17 protein-coding genes and 1 pseudogene are annotated in these 24,930 nt (G+C 67.9%); 11 read left to right on the top strand and 7 right to left on the bottom strand.

Features of this window, described 5'->3' with window-relative positions:
* The first annotated feature begins 43 nt into the window (after positions 1 to 43).
* The 4 genes from MNAB215_RS06720 to MNAB215_RS06705 all read left to right on the top strand — a co-directional run bounded on the left by MNAB215_RS06720 (position 44) and on the right by MNAB215_RS06705 (position 5,315).
* A complete protein-coding gene (locus MNAB215_RS06720; protein WP_077078471.1) occupies positions 44 to 1,285 on the top strand; it encodes an MFS transporter in 1,242 nt (413 codons plus the stop codon).
* Between the two features lie 115 nt (positions 1,286 to 1,400).
* Positions 1,401 to 2,381, top strand: coding sequence for a L,D-transpeptidase (locus MNAB215_RS06715; RefSeq protein ID WP_077078470.1), 981 nt, complete (start codon positions 1,401 to 1,403; stop codon positions 2,379 to 2,381).
* Positions 2,382 to 2,478: 97 nt separating this feature from the next.
* Positions 2,479 to 3,069 carry a TetR/AcrR family transcriptional regulator gene (locus MNAB215_RS06710; RefSeq protein WP_077078010.1) on the top strand — a complete coding sequence of 197 codons (591 nt, stop codon included), beginning with the start codon at positions 2,479 to 2,481 and terminating at the stop codon, positions 3,067 to 3,069.
* Positions 3,066 to 5,315: a molybdopterin-dependent oxidoreductase gene (locus MNAB215_RS06705; protein WP_077078009.1), complete on the top strand. Its 2,250-nt coding sequence runs from the start codon at positions 3,066 to 3,068 to the stop codon at positions 5,313 to 5,315. Before MNAB215_RS06710 ends, MNAB215_RS06705 begins: the two co-directional genes overlap by 4 nt.
* On the opposite strand, the gene MNAB215_RS06700 is transcribed toward MNAB215_RS06705, so the two are convergent.
* Entirely contained in the window at positions 5,299 to 7,296 is a 1,998-nt protein-coding gene (locus MNAB215_RS06700; RefSeq protein WP_077078008.1) for a M13 family metallopeptidase, read from the bottom strand. The genes MNAB215_RS06705 and MNAB215_RS06700 overlap by 17 nt on opposite strands.
* Before the next feature lie 74 nt (positions 7,297 to 7,370).
* Between MNAB215_RS06700 and MNAB215_RS06695 the strand changes: the two genes are divergently transcribed.
* Together MNAB215_RS06695 and MNAB215_RS06690 are read left to right on the top strand one after the other, a co-directional pair.
* Positions 7,371 to 8,048: a hypothetical protein gene (locus MNAB215_RS06695; RefSeq protein ID WP_077078007.1), complete on the top strand. Its 678-nt coding sequence runs from the start codon at positions 7,371 to 7,373 to the stop codon at positions 8,046 to 8,048.
* Positions 8,045 to 8,731, top strand: coding sequence for a hypothetical protein (locus MNAB215_RS06690; RefSeq protein ID WP_077078006.1), 687 nt, complete (start codon positions 8,045 to 8,047; stop codon positions 8,729 to 8,731). Before MNAB215_RS06695 ends, MNAB215_RS06690 begins: the two co-directional genes overlap by 4 nt.
* A gap of 1 nt (position 8,732) precedes the next feature.
* Here MNAB215_RS06690 and MNAB215_RS06685 read toward each other — a convergent pair whose 3' ends face one another.
* Together MNAB215_RS06685 and MNAB215_RS06680 are read right to left on the bottom strand one after the other, a co-directional pair.
* Positions 8,733 to 9,254, bottom strand: a complete 522-nt coding sequence (locus MNAB215_RS06685) for a helix-turn-helix domain-containing protein (protein WP_077078005.1) — start codon at positions 9,252 to 9,254, stop codon at positions 8,733 to 8,735.
* Entirely contained in the window at positions 9,251 to 12,304 is a 3,054-nt protein-coding gene (locus tag MNAB215_RS06680; RefSeq protein WP_077078004.1) for an MMPL family transporter, read from the bottom strand. Before MNAB215_RS06680 ends, MNAB215_RS06685 begins: the two co-directional genes overlap by 4 nt.
* Positions 12,305 to 12,627: 323 nt before the next feature.
* Here MNAB215_RS06680 and MNAB215_RS06675 point away from each other — a divergent pair, with 323 nt between their 5' ends.
* The gene (locus tag MNAB215_RS06675; RefSeq protein ID WP_077078469.1) at positions 12,628 to 13,128 is read left to right on the top strand and encodes a hemophore; all 501 of its coding nucleotides are present in this window, start codon (positions 12,628 to 12,630) and stop codon (positions 13,126 to 13,128) included.
* Positions 13,129 to 13,149: 21 nt separating this feature from the next.
* On the opposite strand, the gene MNAB215_RS06670 is transcribed toward MNAB215_RS06675, so the two are convergent.
* Positions 13,150 to 14,343, bottom strand: coding sequence for a lysylphosphatidylglycerol synthase transmembrane domain-containing protein (locus tag MNAB215_RS06670; protein ID WP_077078003.1), 1,194 nt, complete (start codon positions 14,341 to 14,343; stop codon positions 13,150 to 13,152).
* A 127-nt stretch (positions 14,344 to 14,470) separates the two neighbouring features.
* Between MNAB215_RS06670 and MNAB215_RS06665 the strand changes: the two genes are divergently transcribed.
* Complete coding sequence (locus MNAB215_RS06665; protein WP_077078002.1) at positions 14,471 to 15,619, top strand: AI-2E family transporter; 1,149 nt, start codon at positions 14,471 to 14,473, stop codon at positions 15,617 to 15,619.
* A gap of 18 nt (positions 15,620 to 15,637) precedes the next feature.
* Here the strand turns inward: MNAB215_RS06665 and mmpL3 are convergent, their stop codons facing one another.
* The 3 genes and pseudogenes from mmpL3 to trmB form a co-directional block, all read right to left on the bottom strand.
* The gene (gene mmpL3, locus MNAB215_RS06660) at positions 15,638 to 18,481 is read right to left on the bottom strand and encodes a trehalose monomycolate exporter MmpL3 (RefSeq protein WP_083746020.1); all 2,844 of its coding nucleotides are present in this window, start codon (positions 18,479 to 18,481) and stop codon (positions 15,638 to 15,640) included.
* A 60-nt stretch (positions 18,482 to 18,541) separates the two neighbouring features.
* Entirely contained in the window at positions 18,542 to 19,273 is a 732-nt protein-coding gene (locus MNAB215_RS06655) for a PIN domain-containing protein (RefSeq protein ID WP_077078001.1), read from the bottom strand.
* 2 nt (positions 19,274 to 19,275) lie between these two features.
* Positions 19,276 to 19,950: pseudogene (trmB, locus tag MNAB215_RS06650) on the bottom strand (tRNA (guanosine(46)-N7)-methyltransferase TrmB); the annotation flags it as partial.
* Between the two features lie 356 nt (positions 19,951 to 20,306).
* Between trmB and MNAB215_RS06645 the strand changes: the two are divergent.
* The 3 genes from MNAB215_RS06645 to MNAB215_RS06635 all read left to right on the top strand — a co-directional run bounded on the left by MNAB215_RS06645 (position 20,307) and on the right by MNAB215_RS06635 (position 24,929).
* Entirely contained in the window at positions 20,307 to 21,383 is a 1,077-nt protein-coding gene (locus tag MNAB215_RS06645) for a hypothetical protein (RefSeq protein WP_077077999.1), read from the top strand.
* A complete protein-coding gene (locus MNAB215_RS06640) occupies positions 21,377 to 22,888 on the top strand; it encodes a hypothetical protein (RefSeq protein ID WP_077078467.1) in 1,512 nt (503 codons plus the stop codon). Before MNAB215_RS06645 ends, MNAB215_RS06640 begins: the two co-directional genes overlap by 7 nt.
* Positions 22,889 to 23,099: 211 nt before the next feature.
* Complete coding sequence (locus tag MNAB215_RS06635) at positions 23,100 to 24,929, top strand: phosphoenolpyruvate carboxykinase (GTP) (protein ID WP_077077998.1); 1,830 nt, start codon at positions 23,100 to 23,102, stop codon at positions 24,927 to 24,929.
* Position 24,930: the final 1 nt, after the last annotated feature.

Below are 24,930 nucleotides of genomic sequence, written 5' to 3'. Positions count from 1 at the left end.
AACCCAAGAACAAGAATTGGGAAGCCCGGCCGACACCGACGCCATGATTGCCGAAACCCGAACCGCCGCCGCTACCGCGCGAACGTGGACCCCACGGGTCGCCGCGCAGCTGGCGGTGCTGGCTGCCGCGGCCTTCACCTATGTGACGGCCGAGCTCCTGCCGGTCGGCGCGCTGTCCGCGATCTCCCGCGACCTGCACGTCAGTGTCGTCACCGTGGGGACCCTGTTGGCCTGGTACGCCCTGGTGGCGGCGTTGACGACGGTTCCGCTGGTGCGCTGGACCGCGCACTGGCCGCGCCGGCGGGCGTTGATGCTCAGCCTGACCTGCCTGACGGTCTCTCAGGTCATCTCGGCACTGGCACCTAATTTCGCGGTGCTTGCCGCGGGGCGGGTGCTCTGCGCGGTCACCCACGGCCTGCTCTGGGCCGTGATCGCCCCGATCGCCACCCGGCTCGTGCCGGCCAGCCATGCCGGGCGCGCCACGACGTCGATCTACCTCGGCACCAGCCTGGCGCTGGTGGTGGGCAGCCCGCTGACCGCGGCCATGAGCCTGATGTGGGGTTGGCGGCTGGCGGCGGTGTGCGTGACGGTGGCCGCGGTTGTGGTCACGGTCGCTGCCCGGCTGCTGTTGCCCGAGATGATTCTCACCGAGGACCAGCTGGCCTGCGTCGGTCCGCGGTCACGTCATCACCGCAACGGCCGGCTGATCACCGTGAGCGTGCTGGCCATGATCGCGGTTACCGGCCACTTCGTCTCCTACACCTACATCGTGGTGATCATCCGCGACGTGGTCGGCGTGCGCGGGGCGAATCAGGCGTGGTTGCTTGCCGCTTACGGGGTGGCGGGTCTGCTGGCGGTGCCGCTGATGGCGCGGCCGTCGGACCACCGGCCCCGCGGCGCCATCCTGCTCTGCATGGCGGGTCTGACGGCGCCGTTCGTCGTGCTGACCGCGATGGCGTTTCACGGGCACACCCATGCGGTGACCGTGCTGATCGGGACCGGCGCGATCGTGCTCTGGGGCGCGATGGCGACCGCGGTGTCGCCGATGATGCAATCCGCCGCGATGCGCAATGGGGCCGATGACCCAGACGGGGCGTCCGGTCTCTACGTGACGGCGTTCCAGGTGGGCATCATGGCCGGTTCGCTGGCGGGTGGCTTGTTGTACGAGCACAGCGTGGCGATGATGCTGACCGCTTCGGCGGGCCTGATGGCTCTCGCACTGGCCGGTATCGCGGCCAACAAGCAGCTGCTCGAGGTTGCTCCGCGACGCTCACGCGATTCATAGTTCGGCGGTCAACCACGCCAATCGGGCGATTCAGTGGGGTAGTGCCAGCTGCGGATTAGGTAGCTGGATGCGGTCCTATGGGACACTGGGTCAGACCCTGACTGGAGGTATGGATATGGCGGGCTGGACGAGGGGAAATCTCTTCGCGGCTCTGAGCGCGGCCGGATTCGCGGCTCTGCTGGTACTGAGCACCGGTACCGCCCTGGCGGATCCGGACCCGGTCCCCGGCGATCCGGGCGTCGCCGCACCGCCGCCTCCGCCCCCGCCTTTCCAAATCCCGGGGCTGCCGCCCATGCCGGGGTTGCCACCACCCGGGCCCGACCCACTGGGCATGCCGATGGGTAGCGCCGACGGGCAGGACCCGACACCCTTCACCGGACCGGCGCCGTTCGGGACGCCCTCGTTCGTGCCGAAAACCGGCTCGATGGTGGGGGTCGCGCAGCCGATCATCATCAATTTCCCCGGGCATGTCGATGACGCCGGCGCGGCCCAGGCCGCCGTCCATGTGTCGTCGATCCCGCCGGTGCCGGGCAAGTTCTACTGGATGACCCCGACCCAGCTGCGCTGGCGCCCGCTGAACTTCTGGCCCGCCAACACCGCGGTGAACATCGACGCGGGCGGCACCAAGTCGAGCTTCCGGACCGGGGACCAGCTGATCGCCACGGCCGACGACTCCACACACCAGCTCACCGTCACGCGAAACGGCACGCTGGAGAAGACCATCCCGATGTCGATGGGCATGACGTCCGGCAACCACCAAACCCCCAACGGCACGTACTACGTGCAAGAGAAGATGCCCTCGGTGGTGATGGACTCGTCCACCTACGGGGTCCCGGTCAACTCGACCTACGGCTACAAGGTGACCGTCGAGCTGGCCGTCCGGTTCGACAACGTCGGCGACTTCGTGCACAGCGCCCCGTGGTCGGTGGATGACCAGGGCAAGCGCGACGTCAGCCATGGCTGCATCAACATCAGCCCGAGCAACGCAAAGTGGTTCTTCGACAACTTCGGTACGGGCGATCCCATCATCGTGAAGAACTCAACCGGCGGGAACTACAAGAAGAACGACGGCTCCAGCGACTGGATAACCAACTAAATCCAGATCCCGAAAGACGACTGCTCTTTCGCGCGCGCGCGGATTATGTATAGCATCATACATATCCTGTTGAGGCGGCCTGGTTGATGGAGCGGCGATGCGAAGTCCACGCGAGCGGATGGTCGTTTCCGCTGCGCTGTTGATCCGGGAGCGGGGTGCACACGCCACCGCGATTTCCGACGTGCTGGCGCACAGTGGCGCGCCGCGCGGATCGGCCTACCACTACTTCCCGGGTGGGCGAACCCAGCTGCTGTGCGAGGCGGTCGACTACGCGGGCCATCACGTGGGCGCCATCATCGCCGAGGCCCAGAGCGGCCTCGAACTGCTGGACACCCTGGTCGAGAAGTACCGGCGTCAATTGCTGGACACCGATTTCCGCGCGGGCTGTCCTGTCGTGGCCGTCTCCGTCGAATCGGGTTCCGAGGAGGACCGCGAGCGGATAGACCCGGTGACCGAGCGGGCCGCCGCGGTGTTCGACCGCTGGACCGATCTGCTTGCACAGCGCTTCATCGCCGACGGCGTCGCGGCCGCCGACGCCACCGAATTGGCGGTGTTCGCTACCGCGGCCATCGAGGGCGCCATCGTGCTTGCCCGGGTGCGGCGCGACGTCACGCCCCTGGATGCCGTCCACCGCCAGCTACGCAACAGCGTCCTGGCGTGCCGAATCGGAAAGGAATCCCCGCGATGACCGCTGAGTGGCAGTCCACCGCATGCATTCTCTGCGAATGCAACTGCGGCATCGTCGTCCAGGTCGAAGACCGCCGGCTGGCTCGCATCCGAGGCGACAAGAACCACCCGGCGTCGCAGGGCTACACGTGCAACAAGGCGTTGCGGCTCGACCACTATCAAAACAACCGCGCCCGGCTGAGGACTCCGCTGCGCCGCCGCGCCGACGGGACCTTCGAGGAGATCGACTGGGACACCGCGATTATCGAGATCGCCGAGGGATTCAAGCACATCCGAGACACCTACGGCGGAGACAAAGTCTTCTATTACGGCGGCGGTGGGCAAGGCAATCACCTGGGCGGGGCCTATAGCGGCGCATTCCTCAAGGCCCTGGGCGCGCGCTACCGGTCAAATGCGCTGGCGCAGGAGAAGACCGGCGAAGCCTGGGTCGATGCGCAGCTGTACGGCGGCCACACCCGTGGTGAATTCGAGCACGCGGAAGTGTCCGTCTTCGTCGGCAAGAACCCGTGGATGTCGCAGAGCTTTCCCCGCGCCCGGGTGGTGCTCAACGAGATCGCCAAGGACCCGGCCCGGTCCCTGATCGTCATCGATCCCGTGCTGACCGACACCGCGAAGATGTCTGACTTCCACCTGCGGGTGCGGCCCGGTACCGACGCGTGGTGTCTGGCCGCCCTGGCCGCCGTCCTCGTCCAGGAAAACCTTTGCAACGAGGCGTTTCTCGCTGCGCATGTGCACGGCGTCGACATCGTCCGGGACGCGTTGCGCGACGTTCCGATCGGCGAGTATGCCCAGCGTTGCGGAGTGGACGAGGGCCTGCTGCGAGCCGCGGCACGGCGCATCGGCACCGCCGCGAGCGTCTCGGTGTTCGAAGACCTGGGCATCCAGCAGGCGCCCAACAGCACCCTGTGCTCCTACCTGAACAAGCTGCTGTGGATCCTCACCGGCAATTTCGCGAAACAGGGTGGACAGCATCTGCATTCGACCTTCGCACCACTGTTCGGCACCGTATCCGGCCGCACACCGGTCACCGGTGCCCCCATTATCTCCGGGTTGATACCGAGCAATGTCGTTCCCGAAGAGATCCTGACCGATCACCCGGACCGGTTCCGGGCCATGATCGTGGAAAGCAGCAATCCCGCTCACTCCCTGGCCAATTCGTCCGCCTGCCGGGAAGCCTTCCAAGCGCTGGAATTGATGGTGGTTGTCGATGTCGCGATGACGGAGACCGCCCGCCTCGCACACTACGTGCTGCCCGCGGCATCGCAGTTCGAGAAGCCGGAGGCCACCTTCTTTAATTTCGAATTCCCGCACAACGGCTTCCACCTGCGGCGTGCGCTCTTCGAGCCGCTGCCCGGCACGCTGCCGGAACCGGAGATCTGGGCGAGGCTGGTGCGGGCTCTGGGCGTGATCGACGACGCCGACCTGGGGCCGCTGCGCGAGGCCGCGCAGCGGGGTCGTCAGGCGTACGCCGAGGCGTTCTTCACCGCGGCTGCGGCCAATCCGACTGTGGCACGGCTTGTTCCGTATGTTCTCTACGAAACGCTCGGGCCGACACTACCCGACGGCCTGGCCGGGGCAGCCGCGTTGTGGGGGCTCGCGCAGAAGACCATGCTGACCTACCCCGACGCGGTCCGGCGTGCCGGGCACGCCGACGGCGACGCGTTGTTCGACGCCATCCTGAACAGTCCCTCCGGAGTCACCTTCACCGCGCACAACTACGAGGACGATTTCGCGTTGATCGGCCACTCCGATCGCAAGATTGCGCTGGAGATTCCCGAAATGCTGAACGACCTAGGGGACCTCGCCGGCGCGCCGGCTCAGCTGACCACGCCGGAATTGCCGATCGTGCTGTCGGTGGGCGAGCGGCGTGCCTACACCGCCAACGACATCTTCCGCGACCCCACGTGGCGCAAACGCGATGCCGACGGCGCACTGCGGGTCAGCGTCGAAGATGCCCAGGCGCTCGGGCTCGCCGATGGGTGCCGGGCCCGCGTCACCACCGCGGCCGGCAGCGCCGAGGCGACCATTGAGATCACCGAGACGATGCTGCCCGGACATGCGGCCCTGCCCAACGGTTTTGGGCTCGATTACACCGACACCGATGGGCACACCGTCGTCCCCGGGGTCGCCCCCAACATGCTCACCTCGACTCGGTGGCGCGACGCCTACGCGGGCACTCCCTGGCACAAGCACGTGCCCGCAAGAATCGAGGCGTTGGCCGCCGCCGGTGTCAGCTCCAGATCCTGACCCGGTGCGCAGGCGCCAGGAATAGCGCGTCGTCCTCGGCGACCTCGAAGGCGTCGTAAAACGCGTCCATGTTGCGCAGCACGCCGTTGCAGCGGAACTCGGGTGGCGAGTGCGGGTCTGTGGCCAGTCGCCGAATCGCTTCGGCGTCACGGGATTTGGTGCGCCACACCTGCGCCCAGCCGAAGAACACCCGCTGTACGCCGGTGAGGCCGTCGATGACGGGAGCCGGGCTGCCGTTCAGCGACAGCTGGTAGGCCAGCAGCGCGATGGACAGCCCGCCCAAGTCGCCGATGTTCTCGCCGACGGTGAATGCGCCGTTGACGTGATGGCCGTTGGTGAGCGCCCGCGGCGTGTAGGCCTCGTATTGCTCGATGAGCGCCTTTGTGCGGGCGCCGAATTCGGTGCGGTCGTCGTCGGTCCACCAGTCGACGAGGTTGCCGTCGCCGTCGTATTTGGCGCCCTGGTCGTCGAAGCCGTGCCCGATCTCGTGCCCGATCACCGCCCCGATGCCGCCGTAGTTGGCCGCGTCGTCGGCTTCGGGGTCGAAGAACGGCGGCTGCAAAATCGCTGCGGGGAAGACGATTTCGTTCATCCCCGGGTTGTAGTATGCGTTGACGGTCTGCGGCGTCATGAACCACTCGTCGCGGTCGACCGGTCCGCCGAGTTTGGCCAGCTCGCGGTCGTGGTTGACCGCGTACCCGCGCTGGTAGTTGCCATACAGGTCGCCGCGCTCGATCACCAGCGCCGAGTAGTCACGCCACTTGGCCGGGTAGCCGACCTTGGCGGTGAACTTGTTCAGCTTGGCCAGCGCGCGCTCCCGGGTCTGCGGCGTCATCCAGGCCAACTCGCTGATGGACAGCCGGTACGCCTCTTGCAGGTTTTCCACCAGTGCATCGATCCGCGATTTGGCGTCCGGCGGGAAATGCCGTTCTACGTAAAGCTTTCCGACGGCATCGCCCATCAGGCTCTCTACCAGCGACACGCCGCGCTTCCAGCGGTCCCGGATCTGCTCGGCGCCGGTGAGCAGGCGTCCGTAGAAGTCGAAGTCGGCGGCGACGATGTCGTCGGTCAGCCAGCCGGCGCGGGCGCGAATAACCCGCCAACGCGCCCAGAGCTTCCAGTCGTCGATGTCGACGCTGTGCCACAGCTCGGCGAACGCGATGAGGTAATCCGGTTGGCGCACAACCAATTCCGCGAGGGATGTCGACGTGCCGCCCAGCGCGCCAACCCATCCGGTCCAGTCGAAGCCCACCGCTTCGTTCTGCAGCTCGGCGAAGGTGCGCAGGTTGTAGGTGAGGTCGGCGTCGCGGCGTTTGACCACATCCCAGTGTGCGGCGGCAAGTTTGGTTTCCAGCGCCACGATGCGGGCGGCGATCTCGTCGTAGTCTTGCGGATCCGCGGGGCTGTCGCCGCCGAAAACCAGGCCGAACATCCGCGCGATGTGCACCGGGTAGGCCGCCAGCACCTCGGCGTGCTGCTCGTCGCGGTAGTAAGACTCGTCGGGCAAGCCGATGCCGGATTGGTTGAGGTGCACCAAATAACGGGTGGAGTCCTTGGCATCGGTATCCACGAACAGGCCGACGCCCCCGCCCACGCCGGTGCGCTGCAGCGCGCCGATGGCGGCGGCCAGCGCGGCGGAATCGGTCGCCTCGTCGATGAGCCTCAGCTCGTTGTGCAACGGCTGGGTGCCGCGGCGCTCGACGGTGTCCTCGTCGAGAAAGCTGGCGTACAGGTCGCCGATGCGTTGCGCGTCGGTGCCGTCGTCGGCGGCTTGCTCGCTGGCCTCGATGATCAGGTCGCGCACCTGTTCTTCGGCGCGGTCGTACAGGTGGCGGAACGCACCGTCGGTGGCCCGGTCGGCGGGAATGTCGTAGTCGGTCAGCCAGCGACCGTTGACATGACCGAACAGGTCGTCCTGGGGGCGGGCATTCTCGTCGATGTAGCTCAGGTCGATGCCCGAGCGGATGGCGGCACTGGTCACCCCGCCATCTTTACCATCTTTTGCAGCGGCGGCGCCTGCAGAGCGGGCGCCGCCCGGGGGGTAGCCTCGCGCCCATGCCCGACGGCGAGCAAACCGACCAACCGGCCGACGAAGACATCGACGGCGCTCACGACGACGTTGACGACGACGTTGACGACGACGCCGAATCCGGAGACGCGGAGCCCGAGGCCGCCGACGGCCCGATGTTCTCGAATTACGGCATCGCATCGGCGGTCCTCGGGGTGCTGTCGGTCGCCGCGGTGGTGCTCGGCGGGGTCATCTGGTCCGCCCACCGTGACGAGACGGGCGAGCGCAGCTACCTGAGCCGCGTCATGCAAACGGCCGCCGAATGGACGGGCGTGCTGATCAACATGAACAGCGGCAACATCGACGGCAGCCTGCAGAAACTCCGTGACGGGACGGTGGGGGAGCTCAATGTCGACTTCGACGCGGCGGTGCAGCCATACCGGCAGGTGGTCGAGAAGCTGCAAGCGCAGAGCACCGGCCAGATCGAGGCGGTGGCCGTCGACGCGGGCCACCACGACCTGGACTCGCAGCCCGGTCTGTCGCGGCCGGTGGTCACGACCAAGCTGCCGCCGTTTGCCACCCGAACCGATTCGGTGATGCTGGTCGCGACGTCGGTGAGCCAAAACGCCGGCGCCAAGCCGCAGACGGTGCACTGGAACCTGCGGCTCGATGTGTCTGACGTGGACGGCAAGCTGATGATCTCGCACCTGGAATCGATCCGATGAGAAACCTGTGGCGGCTGCTGGCCTTCGACATCGTGGCCCCGCTGGCCACCATCGCTGCGCTACTGGCGATCGGGCTCGTGCTCGGCTGGCCGGTGTGGTGGGTGTCGGCGTGCTCGGTGCTGGTGGTGCTCATCGTCGAAGGTGTGGCGGTGAATTTCTGGCTGCTGCGCCGCGATTCGGTCAGTCTGGGCACCGACGACGACGCACCCGGGCTGCGATTGGCCGTCGTCTTCCTGTGTGCGGCCGCGCTGTCGGCGGCCGTGCTGACCGGGTACACGCACTGGACAGGGCCGGACCGCGAGTTCAAAAAGGACTCCCGCGAGGTGGTCCAGGTCGCCAGCGGGATGGCCGAGGCGATGGCTTCGTTCGCCCCGGGTGCACCGGCGAGCTCGCTGGACCGGGCCGCGGCGATGATGGTGCCCGAGCATGCGGATGCGTTCAAGGAGCAGTACAAGAAGTCGAGCGCCGAGTTGGCCCAGCACAACACCTCGGCCCAGGCCAGCACGCTGGCGGCCGGGGTCGAGGCGCTCGGCCCGGCGGTGGCCAGCGTCGCGGTCGTCCTGCGGGTCGTCCAGAACACCCCGGGCCAGCCGCCGATTCAGGCGGCGCCGGCGCTACGCGTGGCACTCATCAAGCGCGGCAACGACTGGCTGGTGTCCGACGTGCTGCCGATGCGCGGATAGGTCAGTTGGAGTCGGCCGGCCGAGGCGCCCTGGCCTTGACGAACCGGTCCGACAACCGGCGTATCCGGATCATCAGGGAGGCCGACGGGCTGACGCTGCCGTCGAGGTAGGACGCCAGATCCTCGGCCGCCACCCCGATGCGCGCCGCGAATTCCTGCTGGTTCAGCCCGGACCTCTCGATCAGAAGTCCCACATGGCGGGCCACTTCGGCGCGCTCGTTGGCCTCGAGGTGCACGCGGGCACGCTCCAGCACCTCCCACAGGGCTTTGGCGATGCCGAACGGGCGTGCGCCCTCGAGCACTTCCTCGACCTGACGGGCGGTGCGGCCGAAGGGGTCACGCTTCAGGGCGGACGCGATGCGCTTCCAGGTCTCGATGTCGCCGGCCTGAAGCGCCGCGCGGATGGCCGAGGTCGGCCAGAACTCGACCGGCTGATCCGGGTCTGGCGCAGATCCACTGACGGGCCGTTCCGAGGCGGGCCGCTGGGGCGGCAACGCGCGGCGTCGGTCGGGTGCCAACGTCACCTCGCCTCCTCCAGCATCGCCACGGCCACTGACAGGCAGCGCTGCCGGACCTCTTCCCAGTCTTCCTGAACATCCGGCTTGGAGAGTTGTTCAGCGGTGAAATCGGCGGGATGTGGATCCGCAAGTTGGCGGACCAACTGGGAGGCCATCCACTGCTGCCTGGGTGGTTGACAACAGTAGTACCTGTCCATTCCGGCCAGCACGAGAGCAGCGGTTTTCGGCTCCACGGTGTCGACCATGTCAGCAAAATCGGCAAAATCGCGGCTGCTGTTACGGCTCATGATCAGGTAGCCCTTCATGCGCAGGGTCTCGGCGCCGGTCGGGACCTGCAACCGGTCCCCGGTGGGCAACTGCACGTGGGTGGTCTCCACGGGGCTGCTTCGTTCGTACTGGAGTCGGCCGTTGGCGCCCGTCTTCGAGCCGCCCTGCGCCTCCAGCGCGTCGATGGCGACCGATAGCCGCCCCCGCCACAGGGTGACGGGATGGACCGGCCGGTTGCCCCCGGTGATCGCGCGGGCGATGCCGTTGCGGGAGGTCAGGCCGTCGACCAGCTTCTTGGCCCCGGCCTGGCCGCGGGGCTGACCGTTGCTGCCGTTCTTCGCACCGGCCGCAACCGCCCCGATCCCCGCGGTCTCGTCGATGATGTTGACCTGGTGCGGGATGTCGCCGGGGCCCAGGCCGCGGACCTGGTCGGGGTCGTCGCCGGTGTCGCCGCCGGTGCGCCCGCAGCCGGTGAAGGCCAGCGGGTCGGCCACGCAAATCGCGTCGGGTGCCAGATTCTTGAGCTTGGCCGCCGACTTCAGCACCATCCGCAGGTCCGCACTGGGCGCGATCAGCGCCGAGATGTCGTCGGGGATGACGACGATGTTGGCGAGGTCGACCTCGGGCAGAGGCCGGTCGAAGTCGACCGACGGCAGGATCCGGGCCATCCAGCGGGGCAGCCACCAGTTCCACTGGGCGAACATCGCCATCAGCGCAGGCACCAGCACCAGCCGCACCACGGTCGCGTCCACCGCGATCGCGACGGCGCAGGCCACACCGATTTCGGCGACCAGCGGCATGCCCGCGAAGGCGAACCCGATGAACACCGCGATCATGATCAGGGCGGCGCTGGTGATCGTGCGCGCGCTGGTGCTCACGCCGTAGGCGACGGCGTCCCGGGTGTTGCCGGTGTGCAAGAACCGCTCCCGGATGCGGGTGAGCAGGAAGATCTCGTAGTCCATCGACAGCCCGAACGTCATGGCCAGCACCAGCGGGGGAACCGTGCTGTCGATGGAGCTGATGTGGGCGAACCCGAGGTCGGACAACCAGCCCCACTGGAAGATCACCACCAGGCTGCCGTAGGCGGCGGCGACCGACAGCAACGTCATCAGCACGCCCTTGAACGCCAGGAACACCGAATGGATGGAGATCAGCAGCATCACGAACGCGATCAACGCGACGAAGGCCAGCACCAGCGGCTCGGTCGCCGACACCCGGTCGTCGAAATCCTTGATCAGCGCGGTGGAGCCGCCGACGTCGATGCGCGCGGCGGCGTCGCCGGACGCCTTGGGCAGCTCCGCGCGCAGCCAGTCGACGGTCTGCCGGGCGCCCATGTCCTCGGGGTCGACCGACAGCACCGCCGACATCAGCGCGCTGGTGTTGTCGTCGGCGAACGCCGGCGGCGACACCGAGATGATGTTGGGCGCCTGTGTCATCCGCTGCCGGATCGCGGTCAGGGCCTCGGTGTGGTCGGGTGAGGACGCGCCGCCGTCGGGAAAGCTGACCAGCACCTGGACCGGGCCCAACGCGCCGGGCCCGAGCGCCTGGGACGCCGCAGCGACCCCGGCCCGGATCTCGTGCGAGGAATCGAATTGGCGCAGCAAGCTGTTGCCCAGCACCATCGACGCGGCCGGCACCGCCATGACGAGCAACACCGTCGACGCCGCGACGGCGGTGATCCAGGGCCGTCTCATCACCGATCCCACCCAGCGGTTCCAGAACCGGGACTGGGTGCTTTCCGGCCGGCGCGACCAGTGCAGCAGGGCCGAGCGCTTGGCGGCCGATCGGCCGAACGTCGCGAGCACCGCGGGCGTCAGGGTTGTCGACGTCAGCATCGCGACCGCGACGGCCATGATCGCGCCCGTCGCCATCGATTTCAGCGCCGGGGTGTTGATCAGGTAGATCCCGGTCAGCGAGGCGACGACGGTCATGCCGGACAGCACCACCGCGAGCCCGGAGGTGGCCATCGCGGCGTCGACGGCTTCGCGCGGCTCACGACCGGAACGCAACTCCTCGCGGAAGCGCATCAGGATGAACAGCGAATAGTCGACGGCGAGCGCGATGCCGAACATCGACACCGTCGAGGTGACGAACACCGACATGGTGGTGAACGACGACAGCAGGTAGACCAGGCCCATGGTGACGGCCACCGTGCACACGCCCAGGGCGAGCGGAATCGCCGCCGCGGCAAGCGAACCGAACACCGCCAGCAGCACGATCAGGATGATCGGCAGGTTCCAGCTCTCCGCCTCGGCGATGTCGTGTTTCGTGTTCTGCGCCGCAGCCGTGGACAGGGCCCCCTGCCCGATGACGTAGAGCCGCACCCGGCCGTTGGCGGTCTGCCCGGATTGGTCACCCTTGATGCCCACCTTTTGGCGCAGCTGTTTGGCGACGTCACTGGTGCCGGAGTTGGTGGGGTCCAGCCGCAGCGACACCACGTAGGGGCGGTCGGGCTGCGGCGGGCGCTGGGTGGGGTTGGGCTTCTCCGTCACCCCGGGAAATTCGCCGGCGATCTGCCGCAGCTGCGCGACGGCGTCGTTGATGTCCTGATAGGTGGCGTCGGGGCGGGGAGCGGCGACCAGCGCCAGCGAGGATGCGCCCAGGTCGTGGTACTGCTCCTGGAGCTGATCGTGGACCAGCAGCGACTGCGAGCCGGCCACTTCGAACCCGCCGCCGGTGAGATTTCCGGACTCGGACATCACCAGGTAGACAGCGGGTACCAACGCCAATAACCAACCTGCGAAGACGAACCACCGGTACCTGCGCAGGCTGCGGCTGATACGCATCATGAACTGCTGGATTTCGTCACTCCCCGGTTTCTCGCGAACGCGTGCTGGCGAGAATACCGCAGCAGTCTGTGCAATATCTGGGGTTCGCGGGTTCCTGAGCTGGGCAGACGGCGATGTTGCCGAGACGCGACGCAGTTGTTGTGAACCGGTTATAAAGCGGGATGTGGATCACATCGGCTGGCAGCCGCGCCCCGCGGAATGGCAGGATGTCGCATGTCCGTGGGGGTATCGGGGCCGTTTCGTCGCTCATCGAGTCGTCTGGCGCGGCCGGTTGTGACGCGCCGAAACCCGGCCGGCGCAGCACACCGCCCAAGGAGCTATCTATGAAGACAAGCCGTCGCCTTTTCGCCGGACTGGTCGCCGCCGCCGTGCCGGGTGTGGCCTTCGCCGTCCTGGCCGGGCCGCCGGCGACCGGTGCCAACGACCCGTGTGCGGCCAGCGAGGTCGCCCGGACCATCGGTTCGGTGTCCAAGTCGATGGGCGACTACCTGGACTCGCATCCCGCGACCAACCAGACGATGACCGCCATGCTGCAGCAGCAGGCCGGCCCGCAATCGGTCGACTCGATGAAGTCCTACTTCGCGGCCAACCCCAAGGTCGCCGCCGACATGGCGTCGATCGCGCAGCCGCTGACCAATATGTCCATGCAGTGCAAGCTGCCGATCAGCATCCCGCAGGCGATGGGCCTGATGCAGCAAGCCGACGGTGCGGGCGCACTGCCCGCTCTGCCGCCCGCGGCGGCCCCGCCTCTTGGGGCCCCGCCGGCGGTGGCCGCGCCGGGTGCACCGCTCGGCGGCCTGTCGCGGCAGAACAACGTCGGCTGAGCGGATCGGCCGAGCGGGCCGCTAGGCGCCGTGCTCGAGAGGTCGAATGCGGGCTGGATCGGGCGGCGGCAACGGACCCTGCAGCGCGCTGCCGGTCGGGTCGGTGGCCGGATCGTTCCAGGCCAGCGGTGGTGTCAAGGCGGGCAGCGGCCCGGTGGGCGGGTCGTCGTCGGGGCCGGCGACATTCTCGGTGCGGAACATGAAGAAGAACACCACCCAGCCGATGGCGGAGATGAGCAGCCAGCTGATCAGCCGATAGAGCAGCATCGCCGAGATCGCGTTGGGCAGCGACATCCCGCTGGACACCAGGCCGGGCACCAGCACCGCCTCCACGACCAACAGCCCGCCCGGCATCAGCGGAATCGTGCCGACGGCGCGCGCGGCGGCGTAGGCAACCGTCAGTCCGGCGATGGACGCATGGTCGCCGGCCGCATACGCGCAGAAGCCCAGGCAGGCCACGTCGGCGATCCAGTTGAACATCGACCAGCTGAACGCGACCCCCAGGTCGCGGCGGCCCAGGCTCACCGACTCGAGCTGCATCAGCGTCTCGCGCCACTTCGCCAGTCCGGTGTCGGCGGTCTTGCCCCGAACCGAGTTGAACCACGACAGGACGCGGGTGCCGATGCCCTCGATCAGCTCCGGCCGGGATGCCACGGCCTGGGCAAGCAGTAGCAGCGCGATGAAGCCGCCGAGCGTGAACAACAACGAGAAGGGATTGTTCTTCGCGCCCAGGAAGAAGGCGCCGCCCAACCCCAGCAGCGCCAATCCCACCGCCTGCAGCACACCCGACATGACCAGCTGCCAGGACGCCACCACGGTCGAGGCGCCCCAAATGCGTTGCTGCCGAAGCAAAAACGTGGCCGACAGCACCGGACCGCCGGGCAGCGTGGTGCTCAGCGAGTTGGCGGCATAGAAGGCGGCCTCGGAGCGCAGTTGCTTCACGTGCACGCCGGCGGAGCCCAGCAAAGTGCGTTGGATCTGGGCGAAGCTGTGCATCGATGCCGCCGCGGCCAGCGCCGCCGCGAGCAACCACCACCAGTTGGCGGCAAACAGGCTCGTCCAGGCCTTGGCCAGCTGATCCCAGCCCAGTGCGACCTCGACAGCGAGCACGATGGCGACGACGCCGAGAACCGCCCAGCGCAGCCACCAATACTTCCCGCGCGGTGACTCTTCGCGCGGGAAGTCGATTTTGCGGGCCGGTGCGTCGTGCGACACGGGTTTTAGGGTAACCGTGCAGGTGGCGTAGCCCTCGGTGCACAGCTCCGGCCGTGTCGTCAACGTAACCAGATTGTGCCGGCCCGAGACCCTTAATGGGGTCTACCGCGCCCGCTAGGCTTGCCGCATGTCAGCAAACCTCGAAGATGCTGCCGTAACACCGCTTGTCCGCAAAACCGCAGCCTGGGCGTGGCGTTTGCTGGTTATCCTGGTCGCCGTTCTCGCCGTCTTGTGGGTGGTGGACAAACTCGAGGTCATCGTGGTTCCAGTGTTCCTGGCGCTGATGGTCAGTGCGCTGTTGGTACCGCCGGTCGACTGGCTGGATCGGCACGGCGTCCCGCGCGGCGGGGCGGTGGCCGTGGTGTTGCTGGGCGGATTCGCGACGCTGGGCGGTGTGCTGACGTTCGTCATCACCCAGTTCGTCGTCGGCTTGCCCGATCTGACCGAGCAGGTCACCCGCAGCATCGACAAGAGCCGCAGATGGCTGATCGAAGGGCCGGCTCATCTGCGCAGTGAGCAGATCACCAATGCGGGCAACGCCGCGATCCAGGCGCTGCACAACAACCAGGCGAAGTTGACCAGCGGTGCGCTGTCCACCGCGGCCACCCTCACCGAGCTGCTCACCGCCGCGGTGTTGGTGCTTTTCACGCTGATTTTCTTCCTCTACGGCGGCCGCAACATCTGGCAGTACGTCACCAAGATCTTCCCGGCGGGGGTGCGCGACCGGGTGCTGGAAGCCGGCCGCGCCGGATACGGCTCGCTGATCGGCTACGTGCGGGCGACATTCCTGGTGGCGCTGACGGATGCGGCCGGCGTCGGCACCGGGCTGGCGATCATGGGTGTGCCGTTGGCGCTGCCGTTGGCGTCCCTGGTGTTCCTCGGCGCGTTTATCCCGTTGATCGGTGCCTTGATCTCGGGCCTGGTGGCCGTAGTCGTCGCGCTGCTGGCGAAGGGAATCGTCTACGCGCTGATCACCCTGGGGTTGCTGGTGGTGATCAACCAGATCGAAGCCCATCTGCTGCAGCCGCTGGTGATGGGCCGCGCGGTGTCGATTCACCCGCTCGCGGTGGTGCTGGCCATCTCCACCGGCGGAGTGCTGGCCGGCATCGTCGGCGCCTTGCTCGCCGTTCCGACGGTCGCGGTCCTCAACAACGCGATCCAGGTGCTGCTCGCCGCGGATCCTTCCGCCGAAGCCGAGAAGCAGACCGAGGACGCCTACGCCGACAGGGCCGTCGGCAGGGCGAGTCCGGACCATCCGGACGACGATCCGGACTGAGCACGGCGGCCGCGCGGCCTAGAGCCGTCCCTCGCGGCGCAGCAGATCCTGGGCGGACAGCCCGCCGCCGGCGCGGCGTCGCGGCCGTGGATCCTCGCCGTTGTCACCCTTGGCGCGGGTGTTGAGCTTTTCGGTAGCGGCGTCGGAGTCGTTGCCCTGCGCGGGCAGGGCTGCGGTGGGCTCGGCCGGGTCGCCGTTGCTCGGGACCTGGATGGCCCGGGTCTCCGTGTCCGACGGCGTGGCCGGCTTGGGTGCGGGCGGCGCCGGGGGTCGCGGCGTTGCGGGCGGTGTCGAGTTGCCGGGCACCGACAGGCGCGACGTCTGGGCCTCGGTCGGCTGGCTGGGCTTGGTCTGGATGCGTGTGGTGCTTGCCCCCGACGGCGGCTCCAGGGCCGGCTTGGCCTCGCCCTGACCGACCGGGCCCGGACGGATCGCGCGCGACGGCTCGGGCGGTGCGCCCGGGTGCGTGGGGTCGTGCGCCGGACGCGGCGTCGCGGCGGCCAGGGCGGCCACCGGCGGGCGGGCCGGACGGCCGTTGGCGGTGGGCCGTTTGCGCTCGTCGGGCAGGTCGATCTCGCCCAGGCCGATGCGGTCCTGCAGCCGCCGGGCCCAGCGCGGCGCCCACCAGCAGTCGTCGCCCAGCAGCTTCATCACCGAGGGCACCAGGAACATCCGCACCACGGTCGCGTCCAGCAGCAGCGCCGCCATCAGACCGAACGCCAAGTACTTCATCAACACCAGGTCGGAGAACACGAACGAACCGGCCACCACGGCGAGCACCAGGGCCGCGGCCGTGATCAGGCGCCCGGTGGTCGCGGTGCCGATCCGAATCGCCTCGGCGGTCGACATGCCGCGTTCGCGGGCTTCCACCATTCGCGAGACCAAGAACACCTCGTAATCGGTGGCTAGCCCGAAGCCGACCGCGACGACCAGGGCGATCAGCACGATCATCAGCGGCGTCGGGGTGAAGTTCAGCAACGTCGAGAAATGCCCGTCGACGAAAATCCAGGTCAGGATGCCCAGCGTCGAGCCGAGTGTCAGCGCGCTCATCAGCACGGCCTTGATCGGCAGCACCACCGAGCCGAATGCCAGGAACATCAGCAGCAGCGTGGCGCTGAGTAGCAGCACCAGCATCAGCGGGGCCTTATCGAACAGGCTGTGAATGGAATCCTGTTCCAGCGCAGGGGTTCCGCCGACCAGCAGGGTCAGCCCCTTGGGAGGATTTATCGCTCGCAGCTCCTCGATCTTCTTGGCGGCGTCGTTCTTGTTGACCAGGCCGTTCTGGATCACCCGCACCGAGTCGTCCTTGGGCTGCGTGGTCCCGTTCGGCCCGTTGACGCAGGGGTTGCCGGCGATCATTGGGCACGCCCGCTCCTCCCAGGTCTTGTCGGTGAACCCGCTGATCCCCGCGATCCGGTTGCGGATGTCGGCAACCTGCTGGTCGGTGACCTTGCCGTGGTTGGTGCTCTCGATCACCACGGTCAGTTGTTCGGTCCGATACCCGGGGAACAGCTTGTCGAAGTGCTCCTGCGCCAGCCGCACCGCGTTATCCGGAGGCAGGTACTTCTCGCTCATGCCGCCGAACGAGAGGTTGCCCAGCGGGATGACCAGCAAAATCATGCCGACGGCGATCGGGATGGCGAACGCCAGCGGCCGCTTCATCACCCAGTTGACCAGCTTGCCCCAGAAGCCGGCCTCGACCTCTTCGCGGGTCTTGGTCTTCTGCAGCCGGTCGGCGAGCCAGTTGAGGTAGGCGCGCGAGTACTTCCAGTTGCGCAGGAAGGGCACCCGAAATGCCGTCCGCACGCCGAGCGCGTCGACGTTGCGACCCAGGATGCCCAGGCACGCAGGCAGGAAGGTGATCGACAGCACCGCAGCAAGTCCCACCGCCGCGAAGATCGCATACGTCAGCGAATGCACGAAGCCCTGCGGCAGCACCAGCAGGCTGGCGCTGGACGCGATGATCAACACGGCCGAGAAGACGATCGTTCGGCCGGCCGTCATCACGGTGCGCCGCACGGCGGCTTCCGTGTCGTAACCCTCGGCGATCTCTTCCCGGAAGCGGCTCACGATGAAAAGCCCGTAGTCGATGGCCAGGCCCAATCCGACCAGCGAGACCACCGGCTGGGCGAAGAAGGACACCGGCCCGAACATGGTGACGAGACGCAGGAGGCCCGTCGACCCCGCGATGCTCAACCCGCCCACGATGACCGGCAGGCCGGCGGCCACCGCGCCGCCGAACACCAGGAACAGCACCACCGCCACCAGCGGCAGCGCCAGGACCTCCATGCGGCGCTGGTCGGTGGCGATGGTGCCGGTCAGGGCGTTGGCGATCGGCTCGAGGCCGGCGAGTTCGATCTTGCCGCCCTCCAGCTTCTGCAGGTCGGGTACGACGGCCTTGTAGTTATTGAGGATGGTGTCGTCGTCATCGCCCTTCAGCGGGATGGTGACGAAGGTGTGCTTCTTGTCTTCGGTCGCCATCCCCTTGATCTGACCGTTGGGGGGCTCGACGCCGGGGGCCAACGCCAGCCAGCCGGCCCAGCCGAGCACCTGGTCGGGATGGTCCTTGACGAACTTGTTGAGTTCATCGACGGTCTGCTGGTGCCATGCCGGGTCGTCGACGGTCTTGCCGTCGGGCGCGGTGAAGGTCGCCACGATCTGTGCGGTGCGGTCACGGCCGTAGGTTTTGTCGCCCAGTATCGAGGCCTTGACGGACTGACTGCCGTCGTCGTAAAAACCGCTCTGCGTAACGTGTTTGCCCAGGCTCATCCCGAAGACGCCGCCGCCGAGGCACAGGGCCACCATGACCCCGATCACGATGTACCGGTACCGGTACACGGTTCGACCCCACCAGGCGAACACGTAAGCTCCTTACTGGATCTCTAGCGACCCGCGCAGCGTCTTTCGGTTTTCAAGCCAGTGTCACACACGCGTGGTCAATAGCGCCGACAGCGGCCGGAACGGCTGCAGCCACGCGCCCTGGTCAGGCAGCGAATCTAGGCCAATTCGCGGCAATGGCTCCCGGAAAACGCCGTCGATGTCCTCCAGATCGACGAACTCCAAGGTCTCCGAGGCTAGTGCCCAACTGGCATGTTCACGAAATCCGATCACCTGGACCGAAGTTGCACCCGACCCGCTACGAGCGATGTCCTCCAGCGGCTGGCGGAAAGCCTGACCGTCGGCGGATGCCACAACCAGCGCAGCGAGTCCTTCCTGACGCCGCTGTTCGATATGGGCGAGCATGTCGCGGTCAACGTCGCTGTCCTCATCAATCTTCGGCTTGGCGAAGACCGCGAACCCCACGTTACGCAACGCATCGACCCACGGCCGAACAACTTCGGCGCTGCCCGGTGCGATATTGGTGAAAACAGTGGCTTCCGGTTCGACCACGACGCCGGGCCTGCGGGTGCTCACCTCGGCGGTGCGTGCCAGCAGCCACCGCCCCAGCGCGTCGAAACGGGGGCGTTCCAGGGCGGTGGGTCGACGGCCCAGGATCGAGCCGAGCCCCATGTCCAGGTTGGGTGCGTCCCACACCAGCAGCACCCGGAGCGGCGGCGAGTCGAGATCGCCCGAGGCCCCGATATCAATGCCGGGCGCCACCGCCGGAGCCCCGACTTCAGGTGCCGTTGCCGGCGTTTCTTCTGTGAGGCTCATACTCATCGTCTTTTCCAGATCAACTCGGTCACGGAGCTGCCCGTGTCGTGGGCCTTCATTTCGTACTTGGTCGTCGGACGGGCGACCGAGATCGGCAGCGGGTCGCCGGGCTCGACGCGACTCAGCCTGGGATCGGCGTCGCCGACCTCGGCGATGTGCTCGGCATAACCCGAATGATCCGTCGCGGCGTGCAGAACACCTCCGGGGAGTAGCCGGTCCGCGATCAGGCCAACCGTGACGGTTTGCAGGAATCGGCGCTTGTGGTGTCGGGCCTTGGGCCACGGGTCCGGGAAAAACACCCGCACGCCGGTCAGCGATGCCGGTGCGATGAGATGCCGCAGCACGTCGACCCCGTTTCCGCGGATCAGCCGGATATTGCGCACCCGCTCACGGTCGACCGAGGACAGCAGCTGTGCCAGGCCGCGCCGATACACCTCGACCGCGATCACGTCGATGGCCGGCTCGTCCTGCGCCATGGCCAGCGTCGACGTGCCGCTGCCGCAACCGATCTCGAGCACCACCGGGGCCTTGCGGCCGAACCAGGCGCCGGTGTCCAGCGGCGCGAAGTGCTCGGGGATCTCCGAGATGCCCAGCTCGGGCCAGAGCCGGTCCCAGGTCTGACGCTGAGCGCCGGACAACGCCGAGCGCCGCGAGCGGAAACTGGTGGCCGGGAGGTAGCCATGTCCGGGCCCGGTCGAATCGGGCGGCTCCGGCGCTGTCACGGCTTCTCTACTCTCCAGGTCGGCTCTCCAGGTCGGCCTCGCCTCCACCGGCGCGCCGGGACGTGTCCCGACTCCGGGTTGCGCATGCATTTGTCCATGGTGGCGCATTAACTCCCGATGTAGCCGCCCCTGGACCAGATTGATACCCAACAGTTGCCTTCAACTGGTAACTCATAAACAGTGGCTCGCATCTTGGTGACACAGGTGCCACCATTCGGTGGGACCCGGACGGCTGCCCGGCAAACAGGGCCGGCCTTGGCGACGGCCCGGTATCCGGCGGGGGCAACCCACGCCCGGGGGTCGGACCGGGCATGAAGGGACAGGGGCACCAGATTTTCGTTGACGAGCTGACGCGATTCGCTGCCGGCCAGGCCGACGCCCGCGTGACCGCGATCGCCGAGCGCGCCGCCGCGCCGCTGCGGGTCGCCGTCCGCGGCCGTCGCGGAGTGGGTCGCGGCACCGTGGCGGGCGCCCTCGACCGCGTATACGCAGCGGGCATCACGCTGCATCCGGCGGCTCGTGCTACCAGCAAGGACGTCGACGTCGTCGTGTACGTCACCGCCGAGGTGATCAAACCCGAGGACGCGGATGCGATCGCCGCCGCCCGGCAGCCGCTGCTGGCGGTGCTCAACAAGGCCGACCTGGCCGGCTCGCTGTCGGGCCGCGCCGGCGACGGACCGATCGCGGCAGCGCGCAACCGCTGCGCGGAGCTGTCCGAGCTGGTTGGAGTACCCGTCGAGCCGATGATCGGTCTGCTCGCGCTCGACGGTCTGGACGACGAGTCGTGGGGGGCGCTGCAGGTGCTGGCGGCCCATCCCGGTGGCAGCGATTCCCTGGACGGCTCCTACGACGGCTTCCTGGCGGCGGAAAACCCGCTGCCGGCCGAGGCTCGGCGGCAGCTGCTGGACACCCTCGACCTGTTCGGCACGGCGCTCGGCATTGCGGCAATCCGCCAGGGCAGGACGCAGGTGCAGGTCGCGGCCCTGCTGCGGCGGATGAGCGGCGTCGACAACGTCGTCAGCAAGGTGACCTCGCTCGGCGCCGAAGTGCGCTACCAGCGGGTGCTCGACGCGGTCGCGGACCTCGAGGCACTGGCCGCCTCGCGCACCGAGGTGGGCGAGCGGATCAGCGGCTTCCTGTCGCACGACGACACAGTGGTGGCCCGGATGGCCGCCGCGGTGGACCTGGCCGAGGCCGCCGGGCTGGACGTCGGCCGGTGCGACGAACCGGCCGAGCACCTGCCCCGCGCCGCTCGATGGCAGCGCTACAGCCGCGGGTCGGTCAGCGACCTGCACCGGGCCTGCGGCGTCGACATCGCCAGGGGATCGCTGCGGCTGTGGTCGCGGACCTGCGGGTCACTGCCGGAGCCGCACGCGGAGTCATGGTGAGCGACGAGGAAGGGGAGGATCCGGCCGCCCAGGTGGACGCGCTGGTGGCGGAGATCGGGCCCCGACTGGATCCGCCTGCCATCAACCGCCGCGATGCGGTGCTGGTGACGGGGCCGTGGATGGCCGGCGCGACCGGGGTGATCGCGGCGCTGCGCGAGGCGCTGCCGGAGCACACGTTCGTTGAGACGACGGAGCTGGAACCCGGCGAGGCGCCCGCGGCGGTGGTGTTCGTGGTGTCGGCCGCGGCTCACCTGACCGAATCGGACTGTGCGCTGCTGGACACCGCCACCGAGCACACCGACGTGGTGATCGGCGCGGTGTCCAAGATCGACGTGCACCGCAGCTGGCGTGACGTGCTGAGCGCCGACCGTGAGACGTTGGCCGAGCACGCGCCGCGCTACGCCGCGGTGCCCTGGGTGGGTGTGGCGGCCGCGCCCGACCTTGGTGAGCCGGTTGTCGACGAGCTGGTCGACACCGTCGCGGCGCAGCTCGCCGACCCGCAGGTCGCACGGCGAAACAGGTTGCGGGCGTGGGAATCTCGGCTGCGGACCGTCGCGCAACGGTTCGCCCGCGACGCCGACGGCGCCGGCCGCCGCGCGAGGGTCGAGGCGCTGCGCGACGAACGCAGCGAGGCCTTGCGGCAGCGGCGCCAGGCGAAATCGGAACGCAGCGTCACGCTGCGCAATCAGATCCAGCAGGCGCAGGTGCAGTTGTCCCACTTGGCGCGCAACCGGTGTTCGTCGGTGCGCAGCGAGCTGCAATCCGAAGCCGCGCATCTCTCCCGGCGGGACATGCCCGGATTCGAGGCGCATACCCGGGAGCGGGCCGCCGCGGTGGTGACCGAGGTGAACGACGGCACCGCCACCCAGCTCGACGACGTCGCCCAGGTGATGGGTGTGCCGCTGGTCCTGCCGACGCAGGAGACGCTGCCGGCAATCGACATCGCCGGGCCGCCGCTGAAGGAGCGGCGGGCCGAAACCTGGCTGATGATGCTGCTGGGCGCCGGGTTCGGGCTGGGGGTGGCGCTGACGCTGAGCCGGCTGGTGCTCGGCCTGGTTCCGCGGCTGAATCCGGTACTCGAGATCGCCGCGGCCGTGGCATGCGTGGCGATCGGCCTGGCGGTCACGCTCCTGGTGGTCCACCTTCGCGGGCTGCTGCGTGACCGGGCGTTGCTGGACCGCTGGGCGGGCGACGTGACGGCGTCGCTGGCCTCCGCTGTCGAGGAGTTGGTCGCCACCCGGGTGCTGGCCGCCGAGTCGGTGCTGAGCACGGCGTTGAACGCCCGCGAGGAGACCGAATCCGCACAGGTATCCGACCAGGTCAGCGTCATCGACAGTGAACTACGCGAGCATGCCATCGCCGCGGCGCGGGCCACCGCCGTGCGGGACCGCGAGATGCCCACGCTGCAGGCCGCGCTGGAGGCCGTGCGTGCAGAATTGGGCGAACCGGGTATACCTCCGCGATCCGAGAATCAAGCCCAGGAGGCCGACAAAACCGAAGAATAGGGTTCGAGGAACGGCGTTGAGAATGTTCAGCAGCGTTTTTGGGCCTTCTGAATCGGTCTTGTGAGAAGGCTTATACCCGCCCAGGACTTCCCCAGCAAGGTGATCGCGATAACCTGTAGGTAAAGCTCCGCCAGTCAAAGTTGTTGTGTGGGCGAACGCGTACGCAACGTAGTTATGCCCACCCGTACGTAGATGAATTCAGGAGAGTTCGATGACCTCAGCGACCATTCCCGGTCTGGACACAGCACCCACCAAGCACCGGGGGCTGCTGGCATGGGTGGAGGAGGTTGCCGAGCTGACCCAGCCCGACCGGGTGGTATTTGCTGACGGCTCCGAGGAGGAGTTCAACCGGCTGGCCGAGCAACTGGTCGCGGCCGGCACGTTCAAGAAGCTGAACGAGGAAAAGCACCCCAACTCGTACCTGGCGCTGTCCGACCCGTCCGACGTGGCTCGGGTGGAGTCGCGGACCTTCATCTGTTCGGAGCGCGAGGTCGACGCCGGACCGACCAACAACTGGATGGAACCCGCCGAGATGCGGGGCATCATGACCGACCTGTATCGCGGCTGCATGCGCGGTCGCACCATGTGGGTGGTGCCGTTCTGCATGGGCCCGCTCGGCGCCGACGACCCCAAGCTGGGCGTGGAGATCACCGACTCCGAGTACGTCGTCGTCTCGATGAAGGTGATGACCCGGATGGGCAAGGCGGCGCTGGACAAGATCGGCGACGACGGCTTCTTCGTCAAGGCGCTGCACTCGATCGGGGCGCCGCTGGAGCCGGGCCAGAAAGACGTGCCGTGGCCCTGCAACGACACCAAGTACATCACCCACTTCCCGGAGACCCGGGAGATCTGGAGCTACGGCTCCGGCTACGGCGGCAACGCCCTGCTCGGCAAGAAGTGCTACTCGCTGCGCATCGCGTCGGCCATGGCCCACGACGAGGGCTGGCTGGCCGAGCACATGCTGATCCTCAAGCTGATCTCGCCGGAGAACAAGGCCTACTACTTCGCCGCGGCCTTCCCGTCGGCGTGCGGCAAGACCAACCTCGCGATGCTGCAGCCCACCGTCCCGGGCTGGCGCGCCGAGACCCTGGGCGACGACATCGCCTGGATGCGCTTCGGCAAGGACGGCCGGCTCTATGCGGTCAACCCCGAGTTCGGTTTCTTCGGGGTGGCGCCGGGCACCAACTGGAAGTCCAACCCCAACGCGATGCGCACCATCGCAGCGGGCAACACCGTCTTCACCAACGTCGCGCTCACCGACGACGACGAGGTGTGGTGGGAAGGCCTGGAGGGCGAGCCGGATCACCTGATCGACTGGAAGGGCCAGGACTGGTACATCCGCGAGACGGAAACCAAAGCCGCGCACCCGAATTCGCGGTACTGCACCCCGATGTCGCAGTGCCCGATCCTGGCGCCGGAGTGGGACGACCCGCAGGGCGTGCCGATCTCGGGCATCCTGTTCGGCGCCCGCCGCAAGACCACGGTGCCGCTGGTGACCGAGGCCCGCGACTGGCAGCACGGCGTGTTCATGGGTGCCACCATGGGCAGCGAGCAGACCGCCGCGGCCGAGGGCAAGGTCGGCACCGTGCGCCGTGACCCGATGGCCATGCTGCCGTTCCTGGGTTACAACGTCGGCGACTACTTCCAGCACTGGATCGACCTCGGTAAGAACTCCGACGAGTCCAAGCTGCCCAAGATCTTCTTCGTCAACTGGTTCCGTCGCGACGCCGACGGCGGCTTCCTGTGGCCGGGCTTCGGCGAGAACAGCCGGGTGCTGAAGTGGATCGTCGACCGCATCGAGCACCAGGCCGGCGGCCAAGACACCGCGATCGGCGTCGTGCCCGGCGCCGGTGACTTGGACCTGGACGGCCTGGACATCGACGGCGACGACGTTGCCAAGGCGCTGGCTGTCAACGAGGCAGAGTGGCGCGCGGAACTGCCGCTGATCGAAGAGTGGTTCGAATTCGTCGGGGAGAAGCTGCCGACCGGCGTCCGCGACGAGTTCGAGGCCCTCAAGCAGCGGCTGTCCGAGTCCAACTGAA

Source organism: Mycobacterium numidiamassiliense, assembly GCF_900157365.1.
In the GTDB taxonomy this organism is placed as follows: Bacteria; Actinomycetota; Actinomycetes; order Mycobacteriales; family Mycobacteriaceae; genus Mycobacterium; species Mycobacterium numidiamassiliense.
Note: the sequence above shows the minus strand (reverse complement) of the source record. Positions and strands in the feature narration are given on the sequence as shown.